Here is a 23,631-nt window from a genome sequence, read left to right on the forward strand (position 1 = left end):
ACCGTGCGGACGCTGCATTTGATACCGTCAAGATCGAGAGCTTGCTCGAACAGGTGAAAAACACGATCCACGACTCCCCTGAACGAACGAAATCCGCTATGAACAATTTTATATACACCGTAGGGGTTTCTTATTTGCCAAGCCATGATAAGGCGGTAGAAATCGCGAAGGCCGTCGGACCAGTCGAAATCAAAAGGGACAAGAAGAAGAGCAGCATCCTGCTGGCTTCCGACAATATTCAAAAAGAGATCGAGAGAGGGAAGATCGGATTTAAACGCAAATATGTAAGGTGTTAAAGAACATCTGCAATAGGAAGAATCGAGCTCAATCGAATAGGGACAAAATATAAGCATGCATAAGTCGCGGGAAACGCGGCTTTTTTTTGTTTATGGTATCGGCAAGGTTAGCGGCAAGTTATCAACGAATCCTGATCGCCCCATTACTTACTATAATTACCAAGATAATCTATACATCATATTTAATTTGTTAATTTTTATGTAACCGCTGTCATCCTATAATTTGTTTAGAAAGGAGGTAAAAGTAAAAAAAGAGAATCGTCGACATTCGGTTGTACAGAGCCAACACAAAAGAGGAGGTAGATTATGATTAAGTTTAGTAAAAAGGTAATGACGCTGGTGCTGGCAGCTTCCATGAGTTTTGGTTTGTTTGCAACAACCTCAAACGCAGCGACGGACTACTGGCAGAATTGGACCGATGGCGGCGGCACGGTCAATGCCGTTAACGGCTCCGGAGGCAATTACAGCGTAACGTGGCAAAATACCGGGAATTTCGTTGTCGGCAAAGGCTGGAATACCGGATCGCCGAACCGGACGATTAACTACAATGCCGGCGTCTGGGCGCCTTCCGGCAACGGGTATTTGACGCTCTACGGCTGGACGAGAAACTCGCTGATCGAATATTACGTCGTTGACAGCTGGGGTACTTACCGGCCTACCGGAACGCATAAAGGCACCGTGACCAGCGATGGGGGCACCTATGACATCTATACAACGATGCGATACAACGCGCCCTCGATTGACGGCACACAAACATTTGCCCAGTATTGGAGCGTTCGGCAATCGAAGAGAGCTACAGGCGTAAACTCCAGCATCACGTTCAGCAACCACGTGAACGCATGGGCAAGCAAAGGAATGAATCTGGGAAGCAGCTGGTCTTACCAGGTGTTAGCGACAGAGGGCTATCAAAGCAGCGGGAGCTCCAACGTAACGGTGTGGTAACTTCCTGACCATCAATCATAAGTAAGCCGTCATCCTAACCAAACCGTTATCCGGATGCGTTGGCAGGCCGTTCTCTGTCTGAGCAGCGGCCTACGACGTTGCCGGAAGCGAGTTGCAGACCGGGGCATGACTTTATCGGCTCTTCTATCAGCTTAAAGGAGATCTATCCATGAGAAAGCTATGCTTGTTTCTTTTCATAGCAGCAATGCTTGTGATCGGCGCTTGTTCGCAGGATAAACCTGATAATAAGGAAGATCTTGTGTTCGTAGAAGGGGGGCCTATTAAGAACGACAAGTCCAACTACGCTGGACAAAGCGTGTCGTTATCGAGCTTTTATATCGGCAAATATGAGGTCACTCAAAAAGAGTGGGAAGAAGTCATGGGGAGCAATCCCTCGGAATTCGTAGGGGATCACTTGCCGGTTGAAATGGTGAGTTGGTATGACGTTGTGGAGTACTGCAATCGAAGAAGCATACAGGAAGGATTCGAACCGTATTACAACATCCACAAGGATGAAAAAGACGCAAATAATAAGAATGATAATGATCATATCAAATGGACCGTCACGATCAATGAGGGAGCTGACGGCTACCGGTTGCCTACTGAAGCGGAGTGGGAATATGCTGCAAGCGGTGGCCAGGCTAGCAAGGGTTACGCATACAGCGGAAGCCATAATGCCGACGAGGTTGCATGGTATTGGAGAAACGCCGGAGATCAATACTTAACCGGAGATTGGAACTGGCCCGTCATCGAGAACAACCATAATCAAACCAAACCGATCGGCACCCAGAAGCCCAACGAGTTAGGCATATACGATATGTCAGGCAACGTTAGGGAGTGGTGCTGGGACTGGTACGGCGACTCGAACAGCCAGAGCGGCATCTTTCGGGTGGTGAAGGGCGGCGGCTGGATCGGCGACGTCAGCAACAACGAGATCTCGTTCCGAGGCAAATTCGATGCCAATGGCTTTGGCCCGGATCAAGGGTTTCGGGTCGTTCGCGGAGCGTAGTCAAGGAGCCAGCCGTTCCGATTTTATTCGTATTGATTCTTTACTCCCCATTCGCATAACCCTTCCAAAACGGGTAATAGCGTTACCGCTTTATCCGTGAGGCTATACTCGACTTTAGGGGGGACTTGAGGGTATTCTTTCCGTTTCACGAGTCCGTCCGCCTCCAATTCCTTAAGCTGCGAACTCAATGTTTTGTAAGTAATGGCGCCGATCTGTCTCTTCAGATCATTGAAGCGGACCGTTTGGTTTTCTGCAAGAAGGTAGATAATGACCATTTTCCATTTGCCGCCGATCACGGACACCGTATAACCAAAAGGCGTATCTTGAATATTCTTAACTTTACCTTTAAATTCAGCCATGCTCATATTTACACTATCCTTTCGGGTAGTACCTTTCAAATAAGTGCGTACTACTTTTTTATTTGTGCTCAGTCTATACTAACCTTACTTTGAAGTAAAGGAGACGACAGCATGACTAAAAAAACGAAAACGATACGCCTGTTAATGCCGCAATGGCAAGGGGGGAACAACCCCAACTACTCTTTTGGAGCCGAACTGCTTGCTTGGCTGGCTCCGGATAATGATCAACCCCTTATCCATGTTCCCGTCCAAACCTATGATGGAACGCCTCTTGAAAACGAGAACGGTATGAATGGCAGAACACAGCTGCTCGAACAGTTAAAGGCGGCTCATCATCTTATCCATGCACATAAGCCGGATCGCATTGTCATGTTTGGCGGCGACTGCTTGGTCGAACAAGCTCCTTTTGCCTATTTGAACGAACGATACGACGGGGAGTTAGGTTTAATCTGGATCGATGCTCACAGTGATTTGGTGAGGTATGTAGGCTATGACAACGGGCATACGGTACCGCTTGGGAATCTGTTGGGAGAAGGGGATGAGGAGTTTGCCAAACATGTGAACATCCCTCTAAAACCCGAAAACGTCTTTATTGCAGGATTAGCAACGCCTACCGAACAAGAAGCCAAGGTGATCTCGGAAGGATTCCAAAAGCTAGGCATCGGTTTTGCGGAGCAGGACACGGACATGATTCAGAGGCTGGGCATTCGTACTGCTGGCACCGAGGAGTTGAAGAACAGTACTTCGCCTATTAAAGCGTGGATTAAAGAACGCGGCATTAAGCACCTGGCGATTCACCTCGATCTGGACGTGCTTGATCCCAAGGCATTCCGGTCTTTGCTGTTCGCGAACCCTGAAGAACCCTTTAATTTATCTCCCCAGGGAACCATGCAATTGCCCCAACTGCTTCATCTGCTGAAGGAACTGTCTGAAGAGACCGATGTCGTGGGTTTAGGGATCACGGAGCATATGCCATGGGATTCTATCTATTTGAAGAAACTGCTGGGCGAGATGCCTATTTTAAATAACTAAAAGCCATAAACCGTTTTATCATAGATGGATCATACGGGACAGAAGTCGCCATGATCAAAAAGGAGGCTTCCTGCGAAACTTAATAGGAAACCTCCTGAACCGACATTCAAACCCAATCGCCGAAAATCGTGCGGGCCTTGTTCCAATCGACGCCCAAGCTGCCTTGCCAGCCTGCCCAAGGCATCTCCATGTCGGAACGGCCCTTGGTGTTGTCCAGTTCAAACTCGGCATGGATGATGGTTGCCATGTCCGTCCAGCGGTCCGGAGAGAGCTCCAGGATGCGGTTGGGTAGCACGCCCACCCTGGCTAGCGCCTGGAGCATGCCACGGCGAATGCCCGCGTGACCCTTCAAGATTTTTTCGCCGGTTAACCGCTTCTCATACTGCCCTGGCGTTTCGCCAGCCTCGGCCCGGTCCAAGCTCTGCAGCAGCTGTCTAAAGGCGAGCTTGTCAATGTCGGTTGCTTCAACGGGCTCTTGCTCCAGCAGTTCGACCAACTCGGCCATATCCACGTATGCGCCGAAGCTTGATCCGCTGTAATTGTTGCCCAAATGCATCGCGTAACGTATGTAAGACAGATTGTCCCAGCCTTCATGGCTGTGGCTGAAGCCACAGACCTTGCAAGCCCGAAGCCATTCGGGTTCCTCGTAAGCGTGGGGGCGTGCATGAATCATGGCGTGATAACTGGCCAGCATGGATATGCCTCGGGGCCAGCTTCCACCCACCCCAGCAACAAAGGCCTTGCCTATGCTGGACCAGGTCAAGCGCACGTTCGAACGCAGCTCGATCAGTCGGCCTATGATTTCGTCATGCCGAATATACTGCAGATCGTTTACGACCCATCCGCTGGCCTCCAGCAGCTCCTGCTCTGCCGCAGTAAGCGTTTCTGTATTATATACGCTTACCTCACGCTCCCGGTCATAGTTGTAATTGGTATGGTGATACAGCTTTTTCAACATGCGCATTTGTTTGTTGTCCATGGATTGCTCCTTTCATTCGACGCGGGTTGCATCCGTTCTTCCGGTAACGACGGGTTGTCATCATTCCATTATAAACGGAACAAGCAGCGTAGGACATGCGCTTAAAGGACCAAGCAGGAATTGAGCGAGAGATGAGCGATCCAATGAGCTTCATAATGCCTTGAAGGTCCTGGGCTTCACGCGAGTATAACTCGTGGTGTTGTGCATCCTATTTTCATGAATGAACCAAGCCGGGGAATGACAATATAAGATGGTAGTATACATCTCTGTTTCCAAAGGAGGATATCTGTCATGGCTCACCAGAAGAGAAGGAAAGAAGCTGCCTGGAAGTCGCGTAAGCAAGAACAGCATCCCCATGGTAAAATCAAATCGCTCAAGGAACTGTCCAGCGAATAGGTTGGAGAGCATACTACTTGGAAATCAAAAGACTGCCCGGTGAAAGGTACCGGCAGTCTTTTTTATCCTCAACACTCCTTTCCGCGACGTTTGTTTGTTATTCTAATCATGGTGGCACTAGTAGGTCTAAATGAGATATGACATAAGGTAATGGTGATCTCGTAAAAAAGCGACTTGACACTGGAGTTTACTCCAATGTTATTTTGAATGCATGAAACCATTATATTCAATACAAGAAGTTTCGCAGATCCTTGGAATTCCCAAGGATACACTTCGCTACTATGACCGAATTGGAATCGTATCGCCGGCCCGGGAAGACAATCGGTACCGCAGGTATTCGAGGAGTGACCTCATGGATTTAATGAATATTCAAATCCTGCAGTTTGCTGACTTGTCGCTTAACGAAATCAAGGGGAAGTTTGGATTCCACAGAATGGAGGAGGTTGACCCAGCAGAATGCCTGAAGGTAGCTTCGTTCCTTGATGCCAAGAATGCGGAAACGCGCGAGAAGATTGCTCGTCTGGAAAAGGTCAGTCAATTGCTTGAGCTAGCAGCCGAAACGCTAAGGGACCTTAATCATGAAAGCGACCAGCGGCTGGCAGCGTTCGTTCGCGAGATATACCAAACGATTCGCAGGAAGGAGAATGGAATATCCGAGGAGGGATGTTTTGGACATGAAGATTAAGAATCCATATTATTTAATTGCCGGTATCCTTGCCGTACTATTTGCCATTACGCATGCTTGGAACGGGCAATCCGCTGTACTGCCGACACTTCGCGCGAGCGAGATCGCCTTGGATTCAGAGATCATATTCACGTATGTCTGGCATATCATCACGGCGGAGAATCTGGTCTAGCGCTAGCGAAAGATAACCATATCGAGAGAGGTCATTGGATTTTGTTGAAAATGATTCCAGTATTCTTTCATAAAATCAATCATTGCACAGCAGCCGGCCCAAAGGCCGGCTGTAGTTATTAGCCATAGGGTGCAGTTGTAATAACCCCGAGCATATCGATCCATGTTCGATCAAGTGATGTTACCATCAGCCCAAAATGTGGTTTGATGTTTTGGCCCGCCGAATAATGCGAAGCGTTTTGTTTCAAAATAGCATAACCTATAAAATTTTTTTCATTATGATGCCTAATGAATGAAACGAGACATTACTTGACAACGTAATAACGACAGGGAGCAGCGGTGCAATCAAAATTCAAGAGCTGAAACGTGGAGCTTGAAGCAACAAATGGGTCCTGAACATTCTAACATAAGAGAGGGGAAGTACCGTTGGAATCACTTTGGTTGGAGTATGCCTGGGCATTACTGATTCTTATCGGTTTGGAAGGTTTATTATCGGCGGATAATGCCCTTGTGCTGGCGGTTATCGCGAAGCACTTACCGGAGGAACAAAAGAAGAAAGCCATCAATTACGGAATCATCATGGCCTTTGTATTTCGCTTCGCCGCCCTGTTTGCGATATCGTTTATCGCGAACGTCTGGCAAATACAGGCGATTGGGGCGGCTTATCTCCTATACCTCGGATTAAAGCACATCATCAAAGCCCGTTTTGGCAAGGAAAACAAAAATATTCGCGAGGACATAAAGAAAGATGCCGCGGGAAAAGGCTTTTGGCCGACCGTTGGAAAGATTGCGGTTGCGGATCTCGCGTTTGCGATTGATTCCATTCTTGCTGCTGTGGCTCTGGCACTGGGGCTCCCGGATTCGCCGCTACCGGATTTCGGCGGGATGGACGGAGGACAATTCCTGGTTGTCGTGCTTGGCGGGATCGCAGGGCTTGTCCTGATCAAATTCGCGGCCACATGGTTTGTGAAGCTGCTTGCTCAACGGCCGGCACTGGAGACCACGGCATATGCCATCGTGGCATGGGTCGGCGTCAAGCTCGCTGTGATCACCCTGGCCCATGAAGATATTGGCGTATTGGCTCATCATTTCCCGCACAGCACAGGCTGGACCATCGTTTTCTACGGGGTCTTGGTCGCCATCGCCCTTCTCGGTTGGTTTGCCCCCTCGAATAAAAGGCACACTCAACCTGATCCGCTTTAGGTTGACCTAAGTAAACGAGGCAGTGGAATCGAATTCCACTGCCTTGTTTTATACTTTTTCGTTCATAAAAATCCCGAGCCCGATGGATTGACATGACACCAAATGGTGACCTATAATCAAAATGTCACTAAATGGTGTCCGATTATCAAAAATATAGAATATGTAGAAATTCAGCACCGAGGAGCAGCTTATCAATGATAGGGTTACACTTTGATCAGACGGACATAACTCCATTTCATGGACGCGTGGCAGGATACGGGGCTTTAAATTTGCCGTTTATTTGCTGCTTCGATTCGCAAGGATATGCCCCGCGAACGCTCGTCCGCAGGGCCGCACTCTATAGGGATGGAAAATGAACGGCTGTCCCTCGGCAGTAATATGGAGGAGAGGGTGTTGTGAACGAGAACTACCAGTCTCGCGATGTGTTTAACGCCATTGCAGACCCGACCAGGCGCCAGCTGATCCATCTGTTGGCGGAAGCCGATGAGCTGCCGCTGCATGAGTTAACGGCACAGTTTCCCATGGGCCGTACTGCAGTGTCCAAGCATTTAACAATACTTAAGGAAGCCGATCTGGTACATGACCGAAAAGTCGGCAGAGAAACGCGTTTCAGGCTTAACGCTTCGCCACTCCGAGAAGTTCAAGATTGGGTGGCTTTTTACAACAAGTACTGGAATGCCAACATGCTGCGTTTAAGCCAGCTATTAGAGGAGGAAGATGAATGAGCTTATCATTGTCTATGGATTTTCCGTTCAAGACATCGATCGAGAAGCTGTGGTTAGCCATCACCGATTCAAACCAGCTTGCCAAGTGGATTACGGAAAATGATTTTAAACCCGTCGTAGGGCACCGATTTCAGTTTCGCCATGAGCCATCAGAATGGTGGGATGGGATTGTTGAAGGCGAAGTGCTTATCGTGGATGAGCCTAATCTTCTATCCTATACCTGGGCCACCGGTGAGGAAAGACATACGGTTACCTTGACGCTGCAGGATTTAGGAGGCGGAAAGGTTAACCTCCATCTCGAACAAATCGGATTTTCCAACGTTCATGGGCTCGAGGGGGCTAAGCATGGATGGAGTGCATGGGTCGCCAAGCTTGAAAAGGCATTGGCAGATTAACCGTATCCATATTAACGTTCCGCACCCAAGCGCTAAATGAATAGAGGACGTTGATTGAACCTGCCGGCCCGCATCGATATAACCGGCTGCATGCTGCTTGCAGCCGGTTTAAGCCTTGGACGATTCATTTGAAAAATTGCTTAAATCACCCATATCGGAAGGATGTTATGCATGAGCGAAACAAATCAGGAGTATATCGTGCTCACGGGTGCGAGGGAAAACAATCTTAAGAACGTATCCCTGCGCATTCCCAAGCGGAAGATCACGATCTTCACGGGTGTATCCGGATCCGGCAAATCGTCGATTGTCTTCGATACGATCGCCGCAGAATCCACGCGACTGCTGAATGAGAACTTCAGCATGTTCGTTCGTACGTTCCTGCCCCGCGTTCCCCAGCCGGATACGGACGCAATCGAGAATCTGAGCATGGCCGTTATCGTGGATCAGAAGCGGCTTGGCGGCGGTTCCCATTCCACGATGGGCACCATTACCGATATTTCTCCCATTCTCCGTCTTTTATTCTCCCGAGTGGGTCAGCCCCATATCGGACCCGCGCATTTATTCTCCTTCAACGATCCGCAAGGCATGTGCCCGGAGTGCAACGGAATCGGTCGCAAACTTGGCGTCGACATGAGCAAGGCGGTGGACATGACCAAGTCGCTGAATGAAGGCGCTCTGATGCTGCCGGACTATTCGGTGAACGGCTGGGAGTGGAACATGATACTGCAATCGGGCGATTTTGATCCGGACAAAAAGCTGAGCGATTATTCCGTTGAGGAATTGGAGCATCTCCTGTATGCCAAGGCAAGAAAAGTAAAGATGGATTTCGCCGGTAAGGCAACGAACATTACGGTGGAAGGCGTCATTGAGAAGTTCACCAACAAATACATCAAGCAGGATGTGAAAACGAAGTCCGAACGCACGCAGAAAGCCGTGATGCCATTTATCACGGAGGGTCCGTGCCCCAGCTGCCGCGGCGCAAGACTCAGCCAAGCGACGCTGAGCTGCAAAATCAATGGACTCCACATTGCGGAGATGTCCGCCATGGAAGTGGGCCAGCTGATCCGCGTTATACGCGAGATCGATGATCCGATCGCCGCACCGATCATCAAATCGTTAACGGAGCGTCTGCAGCATCTGGTGGATATCGGCTTGGATTACTTGACGCTGGACCGCGAGACGGATACCTTGTCGGGCGGCGAGTCGCAGCGCGTCAAAATGGTCAAGCATCTGAGCGGCAGCCTCGTGGACGTCACTTACATCTTCGATGAGCCCAGCGTTGGCTTGCATCCCCGCGATGTACACAGGTTAAATGAACTGCTTCAGAAGCTGCGCGACAAGGGCAACACCGTTATTGTCGTTGAGCATGATCCCGATGTGATCAAGGTGGCGGACCATATCGTCGACGTTGGGCCGTACGCCGGCAGCCGCGGCGGTACCATCGTATATGAGGGAAGCTACTCCGGACTTCTGGAGTCTGCTACTTTAACAGGGACCCATATGAAGCGGCCGCTCCAGCTGAAGCACGACTGCAGGCAGCCATCCGGCAAGCTGTCCATCAAGGAGGCCACGCTGCACAATCTAATGAACGTGAGCGTCGATATTCCGACCGGAGTGCTGACCGTTGTTACGGGTGTCGCCGGCTCGGGCAAAAGCACCCTGATCAACGAAGTATTTCTCAGCCAGCATCCGGATGCAATCGTCATCGATCAATCGGCGGTAGGCGTATCCACGCGCTCGAATCCAGCCACGTACACGGGCATAATGGATGATGTTCGTAAAGCATTTGCTTCGGCGAACAAGGTGAACCAGGGTTTGTTCAGCTTCAACTCGAAGGGAGCCTGCGAGAACTGCCAAGGGCTTGGCGTATTGTATACGGACCTTTCCTTCCTCGACAGCGTAAAGCTGCCATGCGATGTGTGCGGGGGGAGACGCTTCAAGGATGAGGTACTCGAGTACAAACTGAACGGCAAGTCGATTGCCGAAGTGCTGGAGATGACGGTGGAGCAGGCACTGGACTTTTTTGAACTCAAAGAGGTTGTTCGCAAGCTTCAGGCCATGAGCGATGTGGGATTGAACTATATTACGCTCGGCCAGCCGCTCAGCACGCTCTCGGGCGGGGAGTGCCAGCGCATCAAGCTGGCAAGCGAGCTGCATAAGAAAGGCAGCATCTACGTGATGGACGAGCCGACCACCGGTCTGCATATGTCGGATATCGGCCACCTGCTGGAGATCATGAACCGTCTTGTGGACGCAGGCAATACGGTAATTGTCATCGAGCATAACCTCGAAGTGATCAGCCAAGCGGACTGGATCATCGACATGGGGCCGGACGGAGGCAGCAAGGGCGGGCAAGTGGTGTTCGAGGGTACGCCGGCGCAGATCACTCAGGCGGAGCTGTCGATTACGGGAAGATACTTGATGTAACGAGGGGTGAGATCATGGGTTTTATTAAAGATTTTCTGTCCATAATCCAAAAGCGGGAATTGATATTTATAGAGAGCAGCAAAGAATCGGAAGACGTGTACACTTTTTCGTTCGAAAAAGGACCAGATTTAACATGGAAAGCAGGGCAATACGGTTTATTCAGCATTACGCATAAAACCATGAAGAATGCTACAAAGCCATTCAGCATCAGTTCTGTTCCCACAGAGAACGTTGTTAACATAACAACGCGCATCGGGGATAACCCAAGCGAATTCAAAAAGGCGCTGCTGGAATTAAAACCAGGCATGCATATGAAAATGAGCGGTCCTGTAGGGTCCTTTCATTTGGTTCCTGAGAGCCCCTCGCTCCTGATCGCGGCCGGGATCGGAATGACGCCTTTTCGGTCCATCTTAAAGCAGACGGCAGCCGGGAAAGGTGAGTTGAAACCCATACACCTTCTCTATTTAAATAGCAAGAAGTCCTATCTGTATAAAGATGAACTTGATGCAATCGCCAGCCATCCTTCGATCCAGGTATCTTATCTTGATTCAAGAAATGATTTAGATCAGGAAATCGATAAGTTCATCGCCCGGCATAAGGATCATGGCAAGTATTTGGTCGCTGGGCCGAAATCCATGGTGGAGTCGGTTACTGCGTACTTGCAAAGTAAGGGTGTATCCATGCGGAATATCAAAAAGGATGCTTTTTTTGGATATTAGCAATTGAATGTACTAATCGTAGAGAGCGGAATCCATGCATAGCAAAGAAATCGTGGATAGAGAATAGCTTAAGCATGAACGCTGCATAAGCTGGCGTCTTAGAAGGAGGAAACAACATGGAGGTTTTTGCAGATTTTTTAGCGAAAATCGAAAACCCGCAGCATCGGGCGAGAACCGAAGAGGTTTTGGGGTGGGTCGCTGAGAAATTTCCGAATCTGATACCGAAAATGGCGTGGAATCAGCCAATGTTCACCGACCACGGCACATTTATCATTGGCTTTAGCGTAGCCAAACCTCACTTGGCGGTTGCCCCTGAAAAGGCAGGGATACATCAGTTTTCGGATGAAATCGTCAAGGCCGGCTATGATCACACCAAGGAGCTAGTCCGCATTCGGTGGGATCGTCCGGTTGATTTCTCATTGCTGGAGAGAATGATCGAGTTTAATATGCTGGATAAGGCAAACTGTACGACGTTTTGGCGATGAGAAAAAAGCACCTAGGCCGTAGAAACAGAAGACGAAACTTTACTGCGCACAAATAGTTGCGCTGCAATGCCATAGCAAAACTATACTTTGGTTGAGAGGAGGGAACCACATGGATTGGCTTATGAGGATGAATCGGGCATTAGATTACATCGAGATGAATTTATCCGATGAAATTGAGTTGGTTGAAGTGGCTCGTAAAGCTTGCTGTTCGTCACATCAGTTTCAGAGAATGTTCTCGTTCATAACGAATGTGACACTTGCGGAATATATTCGGCGAAGACGTCTCACCCTTGCGGCTTTTGAATTGCAGAATAGCGACGCCAAAGTCATTGATATTGCCCTGAAATACGGTTATGAATCACCGGTTTCTTTTGCGCGGGCTTTTCAAATGCTGCATGGTGTCAATCCAGCAATAGCTCGTCAAGAAGGGACCGCTCTAAAGGCCTATCCTCGGATTTCCTTCCTCATTTCAATCAAAGGGGCAGAGGCTATGAATTATCGTATTGAAACGAAGGAAGCCTTACAGATCTTTGGAATCGAAAGAGTGTTTCCAATAAACGGAGATGGCGAATCGGTGGCTTCGCCCGCAGAGTTCTGGAAGGAAAGCCATGCTAATGGCGAGGTTGAAAGACTTGCTGTCCATGCAGGCGATTTGCCTTCTTTTTTAAACAAGGATTTATATAAAGTACATGCGGTTTGCAGTTACAGAAAAACGGAAAATGACTCTTTTCCGTACATGTTGTGCGCTTTTAAAAGTGACTCCAGTAATACAAACGGATACACGAACATAACGATACCCGCGCATACTTGGGCTGTTTTTTCGTCGGATCCATTCACATGGGACTGCTTTGATGAGATCATCGAGACGTTATATCGACGATTCTTCTCAGAGTGGCTTCCTACGGCGGGATATGAACAAGTCGATGGAATGGAATTTGAAATCTACGGCGGCAGAGACGGTCTTAATTACGTTGAACTATGGTTCGCCGTAAGGAAGATAGCTTTAATTTAATTTCTAAGCTGTCATTAAGGAAATAATGGATCGAGAAGAGACAACATATTATGACTCAAAAAAGTCGCGTAATACGCGGCTTTTTAGATTCAAGAACAATAAAGCTATCATTTCATGGCGGCCAGTCTTTGTGATTGATCGCCTTTGCCATGTTGATAGGACAGGTGCAATTTGCATGGCTCTTTATAGCTATTCTTAATATTCGAACACCTTCATACAATTTATGGACGAGCGATCCCATGAACGAGCGCCGGAGGTGAGCGAATATGAAACTGGAGCAACTACAAGTAAGTGGTATGACATGCGCGGCTTGCGCAACCCGAATCGAAAAAGCGCTTCGCAAAGAGAAGGGGGTTCAAGCTGTTCATGTCAGTTTGGCTTTGTCTCGGGCTACCGTTCACTACGAACCGAGGGAAATTGGAATGCAGGCGATCACCGCCAAAATTGCTAAGCTCGGCTATAAGGCAACGGGCAAGCTCTCGCATCCCCAAGCAGGAATAGAAGCCGAAACTCGCGCCTATCGCACCCGGTTCGCGATCGCTGCGTGTTTGTCCATTCCGCTTTTGTGGGCGATGCTGGCCCATATGTTCGTGTGGTTTCAACCATGGACGCCGAATTTATTCATGGAGCCCATGTTTCAATTCCTGATTGCGACGTTTCTTCAGTTTGGCGTGGGCTATCCATTTTATTACGGCGCTTATCAAGCCTTCATCCATCGCAGCGCAAACATGGATACCTTGGTTGCCATCAGCACGTCCGTTGCTTACTTCTACAGCCACTACGCGATGTTTCATGCCGCACACGATACCTCTCACCCCACCCTGTATTTCGATACGATTGCCATGATTATGACCGTGGTTTTGTTAGGCAAGTGGCTGGAGACCATTGCCAAGGGAAAAGCGCTGAAACAACTGAGTGCCTTATATTCGCTTCAGGTGAAGCTGGTGCGGGTGTTGCGACAGCATGGCGAAGAATGGATTACGGCAGATCAGGCACAAACAGGGGACCGCATTGTGGTGAAGAGCGGAGAATGGATATCCGTTGACGGTGTGGTTCATTCGGGAACGGCGGATGCGGATGAATCGATGATGACAGGCGAAAGCACGGCGGTGACCAAATGCAGCGGAGACCGCGTATATGCCGGAACCCGTTGTTTGGTCGGGAGTCTGCATATCATGGTCGATAAGAAGCATAAGGAGACCCGACTTTCCCAGATGATTGCACTGATCGAAGCCGCGCAGCAGAGCAAACCGGCCATTCAAAGAACGGTTGACCGCATTGCGGCGGTTTTTGTACCGGTTATGCTGGGCTGTGCGGCGGTAACATTTGCAGGATGGCTATTGTTTTCCCATGGCCCTGATCTCTCTGAAACCGCGATGCGTCACGCGTTATCTGTTTTACTGGTCGCTTGCCCCTGTGCGCTTGGACTGGCAACCCCGATTTCCATCCTGATTGCAACCGGATCATCTGCCCAAAAGGGCATTTTGTTCAAAGAGGCGCGCTCCCTGGAAAGGCTGCGGCAAATCGATGTCGTATTGCTGGATAAGACGGGAACGCTGACCGAAGGCTTGCCGCAGCTTGTTGCCATCCAAGCGGCTGGACAACGTGACGCAGACGTACTTCGCCTGACCTCGGCTCTAGCTTCTCTGTCCATGCATCCACTGGCGCAAGCCATTGTGAAAGCGGCGAAAGACCAACAGGTCCCCATTCCGGAAGCAGCCTCGTTCCACGAACGGCCGGGAAAGGGAATGGAAGGCGATGTGGAAGGAAACAACGTATGCGTGGGGAACCGGAAATGGCTGGAGGAAATGGGCATACGCTTTTCGGAGGATAACAGGTTTGGATTTCATCAGGAAGCGGCCTCCGGTCATATAAGACTTTATATAGCCGTGAACGGGACGTGTATCGGTACGTTTGATATGGCTGACAAACTCAGGCGGGATGCGCGAGGCGTCGTACAAGAGCTGAAGCAAAAAGCCGAAGTGTGGATGGTAACTGGCGATGAGGAGCGAACGGCGCTGACCGTGGCTGCCGCGACAGGCATTGAGCTGGTACGCGCCGGCATGCTTCCTGAACAGAAGCTTGCGTTCATACGCGAGCTTCAGCAGCAAGGTCGTTCCGTGGCCATGGTCGGCGACGGCATTAATGATGCGGCTGCGCTGGCCGCCGCCGATGTCGGCATCGCCATGGGCGGTGGAACGGATGCAGCCAAACAGGCAGGAGACGTCGTCCTGATCGGAAGCAGGCTATCCCGAATTCCGGAAGCCTACACCTGGAGTCGTTATACGATGCGGAATGTTCATCAGAATCTACTCTTTGCACTATTATATAACGTCCTGACCGTACCTTTGGCTGCATTCGGTTATTTGGACCCGCGCATTGCATGTATTGGAATGGCGGCAAGCTCGCTGCTGGTTGTCGGCAACTCGCTGCGGCTCCAGCTGTGGGGAAAACGGGGGGCGAGAGCATGGCCTTGACCGGAAGCGGATTACCGTTAGTGGCATTGGCGGGATTAATGGGTGCGCCGCATTGTCTGGTCATGTGCGGGGGAATCGTTTCTTCTCTGGCACTTGGAAACCAAGGCTCTCCGCTGAAATCCGTATTGGCTTACAATGCGGGCAGAGTTATCACCTATACGGCCATTGGCGGTTTTATGGGAGTGGTGGGCTCCTTCCTGGATGTGGCCGGCAGCTTTGTCGGTTTCCAAGGAGCAGCCAGCATCATTGGAGGAATGCTCATTCTGCTCTGGACCATTCGCCGCTACACATTGCCCATATATAACGCTCATCTGCCGAGACATCCATTTTTTCAAGCGAAACTGGCACGGCTTGGTCAGCGTTATGAGATGCTTGCGACTTTTTTAACCGGCATTCTGCTTGGTTTTCTTCCATGCGGCTTAACCTATGCGATGCAGATGAATGCAGCGGCATCCGGTTCCGGCCTGGAAGGTATTATGATTATGCTGGTGTTTGGACTTGCGACATTTCCGATCCTGTTCGTGGTGGCGATGTCTGCCGGCAGCCTGACGAAAAAATGGCGCAGGGGCATGCGGAAATTCGGCGGATTTCTAGCTTTTCTGATGGGAATCCTGTCTATTTTAAAAGGACTAAGCGCCAATGGATGGATACCGGGCATTCACCCGTGGCTATGGTAACAGGGGCTCAGCGAACTTTGAACAACGTCCTTACTTCGACATGGCGATCTTCCCAACGCAGAACGGCTTCGGCTTCCCAGAGGCCTTGCATCACAGGGATTGCCGTCGCGCTGTAAACGCCTGGCTTGGATTCGACGACCTCTGCGGGGAACACGCCGCAAAACATATCCGGCATCGCGATGTGAAGTTCAATGTCAGCATCGGTAATCGGCTTCTCGGGAAGCTCGGTCACGAAGAGCTCAAAAACGGTTTCCTGCATGGGTTCAGCAGCAGACGAAACGGTTTGTATTTCCATACGCAGCTGTCCATCGGTATAAAGATCCTCCGTTGGAGTACGATCCTGAACCTGTCGAAACATCAGGATGGCCGCGATCGTGCAGATCAGCAGCAGAGCAATCCCCCATCTGGTCTTCATTCTATCCCTTCCTTCACCTGAAAGCATAGGTTTCCCTCATAGGTATGTAACAAAAGCTCAGAACATGCAAAGTGGGTATTCTTCAATGGAGTGTACAAACCAAAAAAGATTTTGTCCCTATCAGCGGCAAAATCTTTTTTTATTCGCTGGTTTACTTGATACGTTAACATGATGTGTCCATTCGCAGAACAAGCTGGCCAGAGCAGCTTATAGCCCAAAGGAGCCATTTTATTATATTTATAATTAAGCGAAAATGAGAAATGTCATCAGCTCGAAGGAAGTGTGGGACCGAGTCGCAGACCATAAGATACATCCATTTCGATATGATGTCGAAACACCAATAGAAGGGACGAAGTTTGAAACCATGAACAAAACCGGAGTCTGGTTGTTTTTTGCATGGACGGTCGCCACAGTGGCCACTAGCGGAAGTTTGTTTCTAAGTGAAGTTTGGCATTTTACGCCGTGCGTCTTATGCTGGTACCAAAGGATTTTCATGTATCCGTTAGTCATTGTGCTGGGAATCGCAGCGTACCGGCAAAAGACAGATATCGTCCCGTACGTCCTGCCACTGATCCTCATTGGGGGAGGGATATCGACTTACCATATCGTCATCCAAAAACTTCCGCACGATCTGAGCGCGGCGGCATGCGGGCCGGTGTCCTGTATGGACGACTACTTGAATTGGTTCGGTTGGTTGACCATCCCGATGCTGGCACTCGCAGCATTTATACTCATAACCTTTGCACTGTTGCAGGCTAAGCGTTCGCAGAAACAAGAAGCCGCTCAAGCGTGAATTTGTAACATCAACAGGTGGATGGTTATCCGTCATCACAAATAGAATTGTAGTTGTAAGAACCCCGTTTCTTTTCCCGCTCATGGGCTAGAAATGGGGTTCTTTTTCGGTAATTTACCACTGCCGCGAATACCATGTATCGTCTGACAATGCAATGGCTCGAACGAGTGGTTTTCTTGTTTTTCACCGAGATGTCAGAAAGATTCGATCCTTTCATGAACGGAGCGCTGATGTGATTCAATTGTGATCATGCTTCGTTATAATAGCCTTTGAATATCGGGTAAGTATAGGTTAGGGTCTGACCCGATTCGAATGAATTGCGTTTGAAAGGAGACATTCTGGCATGGTCGTAGATACGGTGCTGTGGAGCAGATGGTTAACAGGGTTAACCTTGGCATTTCATGTCATATTCGCCACGGTCGGCGTCGGTGTTCCATTAATGATTGCAATTGCCGAATTCGTTGGCATACGAAAGAAGGATGCGCACTACATTCTGATGGCCAAGAGATGGACGAGAGGATTTGTCATTTCCGTGGCCGTCGGCGTTGTAACCGGAACGGCGATTGCCCTGCAGCTGGCATTGGTATGGCCGAACTTTATGCAGTTGGCAGGAAACGTGATCGCTCTTCCATTATTCATGGAGGTTTTTGCTTTCTTTTTTGAAGCCATTTTCCTCGGCATTTATTTGTACACGTGGGATCGCTTCCGCAATCCGTATGTTCACTGGCTGCTAACGTTACCCATTGTAGCTGGCGCAAGCATGTCCGCTTTTTTTATCACGTCGGTGAACGGTTTTATGAATCAGCCTGAAGGCTTTGTTATGGAAGCCGGTCACTTTACGGCGGTTGATCCGCTGCAGGCGATGTTTAATGCGGCAACGCCCTCCAAGGTGTTCCATGTATTATCCTCGGCCTACTTGACGGGGGCAGCCCTGCTGGCGGGCATTGCGGCTTATATTATCCTTAGAAAAGGAGCGTCGGCGTATTACAAAAAAGCGTTGAAGCTGATGATGGGCGCGGTGCTGGTCTTCAGTATGCTGACCACTATTGCCGGCGATATGTCCGCAAAGTTTTTGGCGGAGCATCAACCGGAGAAGCTGGCGGCCGCAGAGTGGCATTTTGAAACGGAACGCGGCGCGGATTTGATCCTGTTGGGCTGGCTGAACGCCGAGCAGAAGGTCATGGGGGCTCTTCACATTCCGAAGGCGCTCAGCTTCCTGGCCTTTGGCGACTTTAATGCCGAGGTGAAGGGGCTGGAGGAGTTTCCGCTCGATGAGCGCCCTCCGCTGCTCGTGCATTATTTGTTTGATATGATGGCCGGCATCGGCTTTGTGATGCTCGGTGTTGCGTTCTTGTATTTCTTGTTCGTGATGTGGAAGAAACGGAACGAGCTCAACAAGTGGCTGCTTCGGGCCATCGTTCTTAGCGCGCCGCTGGCGTTCTTAGGGGTAGAGCTGGGCTGGTTCTATGCCGAAGTCGGTAGACAGCCATGGATTATCCGCGGATACATGCGGGTGGAGGAAGCTGCCACCTCCTCGCCGAATGTGAGGGTTCTCTTTTTCCTTTTCCTCCTTCTGTATATCGTGCTGGGCGTCATGTGTATTTTTGTGCTGCGGCGCTTATTCCGTGACAAGCCGGCAGAAGCCGAGCTTGAAGAACTGTCCAAAGAGAAGCAAATTCATTCCATGGAAAAAGGGTGAGCCGTTATGATCAGTTACGAGTTGATAGGCATTTCCGTGCTTTGGCTGTTTTTGTACGGCTATTTGATCGTGGCCTCCATCGATTACGGCGCCGGATTTTTTGCCTTCTATGCCCGCTTGACGAAGCAGGACCATCTGCTCAATCGTTTGATCTCTCGTTATTTGTCGCCGGTCTGGGAGATCACGAATGTGTTCTTTGTCTTTTTCTTCGTTGGCATCGTCGGGTTCTTTCCCGATACGGCCTATTATTATGGTTCTGCGCTGCTTGTGCCGGGAAGCATCGCCGTCATTTTGCTGGCCATTCGAGGGTCCTTTTACGCATTTGAGAACTATGGCTCCAAAGAAAACATCGTGTATCTGTTTTTATACGGGGCCACGGGATTGCTGATCCCGGCATCGTTGTCGGTGGCACTGACCCTTTCCGAGGGCGGCTTTATCGTGGAGGAAGGCGGGGCCGTTTCTTTAGAGTACTTGTCGCTGATGACAAGCCCGTTGTCGTGGAGCATCGTCGCATTGGCCATTGTATCGGTGCTGTTTATCAGTGGTTCGTTCTTGTCTTATTACGCTTCCAGGGCGGACGACCAGCCTGCGCTCAAGCTGATGCGGACGTATGCCCTGTTCTGGAGCATGCCAACCATCATTGCCGCGCTAACGGCATTCATTTATCTCTCTCAGCATAATGAGCGGCATTTTCAAAACATGATGGACTTATGGTGGCTGCTGGCGCTTTCCGTTGGTTTTTTCATGATGTCCGTATGGCTTCTGTACAGCGGGCGGCGCTACGGACTAGCCTTTATTTGCGTGATGCTTCAGTTTTTCTGTGCCTTTTTTGCTTATGGCATCGGACAATATCCGTATATTCTGGATCCGTATATTACCATTCAAAGCGGTGCCACGCATGAGTCGATGGGCGTTGCGCTGGTGTTCGCCTTTATCGGCGGACTGTGTCTGCTGATTCCGTCCCTTATCCTGGTCTTCAGGCTATTCTTGTTTGATGCGGATTATGTAAAAGGCAAAAAATAAACCGATGCGTTGTGAAATCACATACAGAGGTCGGCATGAAGGAGGGACGTCATCATGAAGAAAAAAACGGGACTGATCTCCCAGCAAATGTCCGCGCAAAGAAAACCCCTTGTTCTCCTGGGTGGCGTGTCGCTTGCGCTCGGTGCCGCCATCGTGGGCCAGGCCGTGCTGCTCGCAGAATCGGTGGAGAAGATATTTGTGCAGCGTGCTTCGTTATCGTCGGTTGCCGTCATTCTTGTTATTCTGCTGGGCGTCATGGCTGCGCGTACGCTGCTGTCGTATGGCAATGGACGAATCGGTTTGCAGATGGCTGCCCGGGCCAAAACGGATATGCGAGCGGCCGTGCTGCGAAAGCTGACCAAGGCTTCCATGCCGATGGCGCTTCGCGGGCAAACAGGCGGAAAGGTGAGCGTGGCGCTGGATGCCGTGGATGAGGCGGACAGTTATTTCAGCCAGTATGTGCCGCGAATGATGGAAGCTGCCATCATTCCTATTCTGATCTTGGCCGTAGTATTTACGCAGCATATGAATTCCGGGTTCATTATGCTGGTTACCGCTCCCTTTATTCCGATATTCATGGTATTGGTGGGGCTCAAAACGAAGAACAAATCGGAGGAGAAATTCGCGCAGTTGGCCGAGTTTTCCGGCACGTTTCTCGACTCTCTGCAAGGACTCGTTTCGTTGAAGCTCTTCGGCCGTGCCCGCCATCATCAACAGGACATCGAACGCAGCAGCCTGGGGTACCGGGATGCGACGATGGACATTTTGCGAATTGCGTTCACCAATACCTTCATGCTGGAATCCATCGTCATGCTGGGCATTGGCATCGTTGCGCTTGAGCTGGCGCTTCAGCTCCTGGTCTTCAAATCGCTTTCCTTCCACACCGCCTTTTTGATCCTGCTGCTGGTACCCGAGTTTTACAGTTTGTTAAAAAACACGGGAACCGCCTTTCACGGGGGCCGCACCAGTATGGGGGCGATCCGTAAGGTGGAAGAGATGCTTGAGGAAACGCAAGATGAAGAAGCGTTAAGCACTCGACGTGAGGGTGCTGATCATAGGGATGGAACAGGCGAGTTAGATTGGACGATTGCGTTGGACAAGCCAGGGACAGCCGGTGGGGGGTTCATTCAAATGCCCCCGTCCATCGAGGTGAGGGATGTCCGGTTTCAGTATGCGCCGGATTCCTTCGAGCTTGCGGTGGGTTCCATATCGTTTGGACCAGGGGAGCATATTGCGATTGTCGGTAAAAGCGGGTCCGGCAAAACAACCTTGCTGCATCTCGTGGCCGGGCTGCTGAAGCCGGTATCAGGTGAAGTGCTGGTAAACGGAAGAGTGCTTCAATCAGATGATGAGGCTTCATGGTTTGATCATGTCAGCTACATTACCCAGCATCCATATATCTTTGCCGGCACGTTTGCCGAGAATATTGCGATTGGCGCGGGCAGGGACGTCTCTAGGGCTGACGTCGAGCAGGCGGCTGAAGCTGCCGGACTTGCCGCGGTTGCGGCGGAGCTCGAGCATGGCTATGACACCTTCGTCGGCGAAGGGGGCAGGGGGTTGTCAGGCGGCGAGAAGCAGCGGCTTGCGCTGGCGCGAGCTTTTTTGAAGCGGCCTGCCGTCATTTTGTTTGACGAGCCCACGGTGGGATTGGATCTCCACACCGAACGCGTGCTGCAGCTGTCCATTGCCGAGCTTGCAAGCCAAGCGACCATGATTACCGTTGCGCACCGCTTGTATACGATAAAAGATGCCGACAAGATCCTGTTTATGGACAACGGAGCCCTGCTGGGCTGCGGGCGCCATGAAGAGCTACTTGCTCGGCTGCCGCAATATGCCGAAATGGTGGATGCCCATCGGAAAGGGAGGTTCGCATGAATGAGCTGGCAATTCTAACAAAAGCGATGATTGAGGAACGCAAGGATATTGCCCTAGCAATCATCGGCGGATTCATAGCCGGCATCGCAGGTGTATGTCTCTTTTCACTTAGCGGATACCTCATTTCGCAGACGGTTTTTGCCCCGCCGCTCTATACCTTGATTGTGTTGACGTCTCTGGTGAAAATTCTTGGTCTCCTGCGTGCGGGCAGCCGCTATGCAGAACGCTTGTATTCCCATCGGGCGACGTTTTCTCTGCTCAGCCGTTTGCGAACGTCTTTTTTTGCCAAGCTTGTTCCGTTAACGCCAGGGATACTGGGCAAGAAGCGGAGCGGTGAGCTGCTCGCGCGGATCGTCGGGGATGTAGAAAGCTTGCAGCATTATTTTTTGCGCGTTGCTTATCCCCCTATCATCGTGGTCATGGTGTTTTTGGCGACGGTGTTGTTTACTTCCGCTTTCTCGATCTGGATTGCCTGTTTGTTTGTGGTTGGGATGCTGGCAACGGCTTTTGTGGTTCCAGCGCTGGTATTGCTTGGACAGAGAAGAATTCATGGTCGCGTTCGCCGGCAGCGGGCGGCATTTTCCACGGAAGTGACCGAACTGCTCTACGGTTTCCGTGATTTAAAAGTATATGGGCAGCTGAAGCAGCGAGAGGAGCTGCTGCAGCATGCCTCGGCAGTTTTATCAGCGGAGCAGCAGGCATCTGCCGTGCACCTGCTGCGAGGGCAATCGCTGCATACTTTTGTGATGTATCTCATTTCTTGGGGCGTGCTCATTCTCGGAGCTTATCTGATCATGGACGGCTCCCTTGCCGGCGTGTTTCTCGCCATGCTGGTCATGGCTTCGCTTACGGTGTTCGAAGAGGCGGCGCCAATGGCCACGCTGCCGGCTTATAAGCAGGACAGCGAGCACGCGGCCAAGCGGCTCGCGGAAATCGTTCATGCTGCCGATGTGATGGCGCCGCAGCCGAGCGGCATTCTACCCGTCAATCAAGCCGTTTCGGTGGAGCTGCGCAGGGTTACGTTCCAATATGAAGATGAATGGCGTCCTGCACTCCAAAACGTATCCCTCCATTTTCCCGCTGGTTCCAAAACGGCCATTGTCGGGCCGAGCGGGTCAGGGAAAACAACGATCGTCGAATTGCTGCTCAAGCTGCGTACCCCGACGAGCGGCGAGATTCGTTTGCATGATGTTTCGATTCAGGAATTGGATGAAGCGGGCATTTGGCAAGCGTCGAATGTAGTGCTGCAGCACAGTCATTTCTTCCGGGGAACCATTCGAGACAACCTGCTGCTGGATGCCGAACATCATGACGACCATGAGTTGTCCGCGATACTGGATAAAGTCCAGCTGCCGAATCTATCTCTGGAGGCTGCGGTATATGAGAAGGGCGAGAACTTGTCCGACGGAGAAAAGCAACGGCTGGCCTTGGCACGGGCCATGCTCCGGAAAGGGCGTTTGTGGCTATTAGACGAACCGACGTCTTCACTGGATTACATCACCGAGCAGCGCGTTTTCAGACAATTGCTGGCGCAAGCGCAGGATGATACGCTTATTCTCATATGCCATCGGCTGACCGGTTTGGAAGAAATGGACCGGATCGTGGTCATGGATCAAGGCAGAATCATGGAAGCAGGCACGTATTCGGAGCTGATGGAGCAAAAGGGCTACTTCTATGAAATGAAGCAAATTGAGCGGCAAATGATAAGCGAAGCCTGATCTTGCCATTGAAGTGTCGGATGAATTCCTACCTTCGCGTCACCGACATGTAAGGCTAGCAAAGTACAACAACGCAAGATCCCTAAGTAAATATCAGAGGCATAGCCGATTTTCCTCCG

General features: G+C 50.5%; 22 protein-coding genes and 2 pseudogenes. 21 read left to right on the top strand and 3 right to left on the bottom strand.

The genetic code is table 11. From position 1 onward, the window contains the following. The 3 genes and pseudogenes from RB298_RS04295 to RB298_RS04305 form a co-directional block, all read left to right on the top strand. Positions 1-296 (top strand): annotated as a pseudogene (locus RB298_RS04295) (DNA alkylation repair protein); the annotation flags it as partial. 306 nt (positions 297-602) lie between these two features. Further along, positions 603-1,238: a glycoside hydrolase family 11 protein gene (locus RB298_RS04300; RefSeq protein ID WP_009592475.1), complete on the top strand. Its 636-nt coding sequence runs from the start codon at positions 603-605 to the stop codon at positions 1,236-1,238. A 169-nt stretch (positions 1,239-1,407) separates the two neighbouring features. Continuing rightward, positions 1,408-2,247, top strand: coding sequence for a formylglycine-generating enzyme family protein (locus RB298_RS04305; RefSeq protein ID WP_486045960.1), 840 nt, complete (start codon positions 1,408-1,410; stop codon positions 2,245-2,247). A gap of 23 nt (positions 2,248-2,270) precedes the next feature. Here RB298_RS04305 and RB298_RS04310 read toward each other — a convergent pair whose 3' ends face one another. After that, positions 2,271-2,612 carry a winged helix-turn-helix transcriptional regulator gene (locus RB298_RS04310; protein ID WP_096774052.1) on the bottom strand — a complete coding sequence of 114 codons (342 nt, stop codon included), beginning with the start codon at positions 2,610-2,612 and terminating at the stop codon, positions 2,271-2,273. Positions 2,613-2,717: 105 nt separating this feature from the next. Here RB298_RS04310 and RB298_RS04315 point away from each other — a divergent pair, with 105 nt between their 5' ends. After that, the gene (locus RB298_RS04315) at positions 2,718-3,638 is read left to right on the top strand and encodes an arginase family protein (RefSeq protein ID WP_486045962.1); all 921 of its coding nucleotides are present in this window, start codon (positions 2,718-2,720) and stop codon (positions 3,636-3,638) included. Positions 3,639-3,744: 106 nt separating this feature from the next. Here RB298_RS04315 and RB298_RS04320 read toward each other — a convergent pair whose 3' ends face one another. After that, a complete protein-coding gene (locus tag RB298_RS04320) occupies positions 3,745-4,617 on the bottom strand; it encodes a hypothetical protein (RefSeq protein ID WP_486045964.1) in 873 nt (290 codons plus the stop codon). A gap of 291 nt (positions 4,618-4,908) precedes the next feature. Here RB298_RS04320 and RB298_RS04325 point away from each other — a divergent pair, with 291 nt between their 5' ends. The 12 genes and pseudogenes from RB298_RS04325 (at position 4,909) to RB298_RS04380 (ending at position 15,989) form a co-directional block, all read left to right on the top strand. Continuing rightward, entirely contained in the window at positions 4,909-5,013 is a 105-nt protein-coding gene (locus tag RB298_RS04325) for a DUF6254 family protein (protein WP_015735743.1), read from the top strand. Between the two features lie 211 nt (positions 5,014-5,224). After that, complete coding sequence (locus tag RB298_RS04330) at positions 5,225-5,698, top strand: MerR family transcriptional regulator (RefSeq protein WP_192571627.1); 474 nt, start codon at positions 5,225-5,227, stop codon at positions 5,696-5,698. Next, positions 5,688-5,867: pseudogene (locus RB298_RS04335) on the top strand (hypothetical protein); the annotation flags it as partial. The gene RB298_RS04330 and the pseudogene RB298_RS04335, both read left to right, overlap by 11 nt. A 428-nt stretch (positions 5,868-6,295) precedes the next feature. Beyond that, entirely contained in the window at positions 6,296-7,072 is a 777-nt protein-coding gene (locus RB298_RS04340; protein WP_096774047.1) for a TerC family protein, read from the top strand. 395 nt (positions 7,073-7,467) lie between these two features. Beyond that, positions 7,468-7,797 carry an ArsR/SmtB family transcription factor gene (locus RB298_RS04345; protein WP_009592507.1) on the top strand — a complete coding sequence of 110 codons (330 nt, stop codon included), beginning with the start codon at positions 7,468-7,470 and terminating at the stop codon, positions 7,795-7,797. Continuing rightward, entirely contained in the window at positions 7,794-8,192 is a 399-nt protein-coding gene (locus tag RB298_RS04350) for an SRPBCC family protein (RefSeq protein WP_096774046.1), read from the top strand. Before RB298_RS04345 ends, RB298_RS04350 begins: the two co-directional genes overlap by 4 nt. A gap of 171 nt (positions 8,193-8,363) precedes the next feature. Continuing rightward, complete coding sequence (locus RB298_RS04355; protein ID WP_486045968.1) at positions 8,364-10,619, top strand: ATP-binding cassette domain-containing protein; 2,256 nt, start codon at positions 8,364-8,366, stop codon at positions 10,617-10,619. Between the two features lie 14 nt (positions 10,620-10,633). Next, entirely contained in the window at positions 10,634-11,338 is a 705-nt protein-coding gene (locus tag RB298_RS04360; RefSeq protein ID WP_486045970.1) for an FAD-dependent oxidoreductase, read from the top strand. Between the two features lie 116 nt (positions 11,339-11,454). Then, on the top strand, positions 11,455-11,823 hold the full coding sequence (locus RB298_RS04365) for an iron chaperone (protein WP_486045972.1): 369 nt from the start codon (positions 11,455-11,457) through the stop codon (positions 11,821-11,823). A 109-nt stretch (positions 11,824-11,932) separates the two neighbouring features. Further along, a complete protein-coding gene (locus RB298_RS04370) occupies positions 11,933-12,835 on the top strand; it encodes an AraC family transcriptional regulator (RefSeq protein WP_486045974.1) in 903 nt (300 codons plus the stop codon). A 266-nt stretch (positions 12,836-13,101) separates the two neighbouring features. Further along, complete coding sequence (locus RB298_RS04375; RefSeq protein ID WP_486045976.1) at positions 13,102-15,312, top strand: heavy metal translocating P-type ATPase; 2,211 nt, start codon at positions 13,102-13,104, stop codon at positions 15,310-15,312. Further along, positions 15,303-15,989: a sulfite exporter TauE/SafE family protein gene (locus tag RB298_RS04380; RefSeq protein WP_096774041.1), complete on the top strand. Its 687-nt coding sequence runs from the start codon at positions 15,303-15,305 to the stop codon at positions 15,987-15,989. The genes RB298_RS04375 and RB298_RS04380 overlap by 10 nt, the downstream gene beginning before the upstream one ends. 7 nt (positions 15,990-15,996) lie before the next feature. Here the strand turns inward: RB298_RS04380 and RB298_RS04385 are convergent, their stop codons facing one another. Then, positions 15,997-16,404, bottom strand: coding sequence for a FixH family protein (locus RB298_RS04385; RefSeq protein ID WP_213578880.1), 408 nt, complete (start codon positions 16,402-16,404; stop codon positions 15,997-15,999). A gap of 364 nt (positions 16,405-16,768) precedes the next feature. Here RB298_RS04385 and RB298_RS04390 point away from each other — a divergent pair, with 364 nt between their 5' ends. The 5 genes from RB298_RS04390 to cydC all read left to right on the top strand — a co-directional run bounded on the left by RB298_RS04390 (position 16,769) and on the right by cydC (position 23,512). Beyond that, a complete protein-coding gene (locus RB298_RS04390) occupies positions 16,769-17,197 on the top strand; it encodes a disulfide oxidoreductase (protein ID WP_213578879.1) in 429 nt (142 codons plus the stop codon). A gap of 343 nt (positions 17,198-17,540) precedes the next feature. Beyond that, positions 17,541-18,896: a cytochrome ubiquinol oxidase subunit I gene (locus RB298_RS04395; protein WP_486045979.1), complete on the top strand. Its 1,356-nt coding sequence runs from the start codon at positions 17,541-17,543 to the stop codon at positions 18,894-18,896. Between the two features lie 6 nt (positions 18,897-18,902). Further along, positions 18,903-19,919: a cytochrome d ubiquinol oxidase subunit II gene (locus RB298_RS04400; RefSeq protein WP_096774037.1), complete on the top strand. Its 1,017-nt coding sequence runs from the start codon at positions 18,903-18,905 to the stop codon at positions 19,917-19,919. A 54-nt stretch (positions 19,920-19,973) separates the two neighbouring features. Continuing rightward, positions 19,974-21,794, top strand: coding sequence for a thiol reductant ABC exporter subunit CydD (cydD, locus tag RB298_RS04405; RefSeq protein WP_486045981.1), 1,821 nt, complete (start codon positions 19,974-19,976; stop codon positions 21,792-21,794). Beyond that, entirely contained in the window at positions 21,791-23,512 is a 1,722-nt protein-coding gene (cydC, locus tag RB298_RS04410) for a thiol reductant ABC exporter subunit CydC (protein ID WP_486045983.1), read from the top strand. Before cydD ends, cydC begins: the two co-directional genes overlap by 4 nt. Positions 23,513-23,631 lie beyond the last annotated feature (119 nt).

Origin of the sequence: Priestia sp. BR_2 (assembly GCF_041954005.1) — a bacterium.
GTDB lineage: Bacteria > Bacillota > Bacilli > Paenibacillales > Paenibacillaceae > Paenibacillus_AQ > Paenibacillus_AQ lautus_A.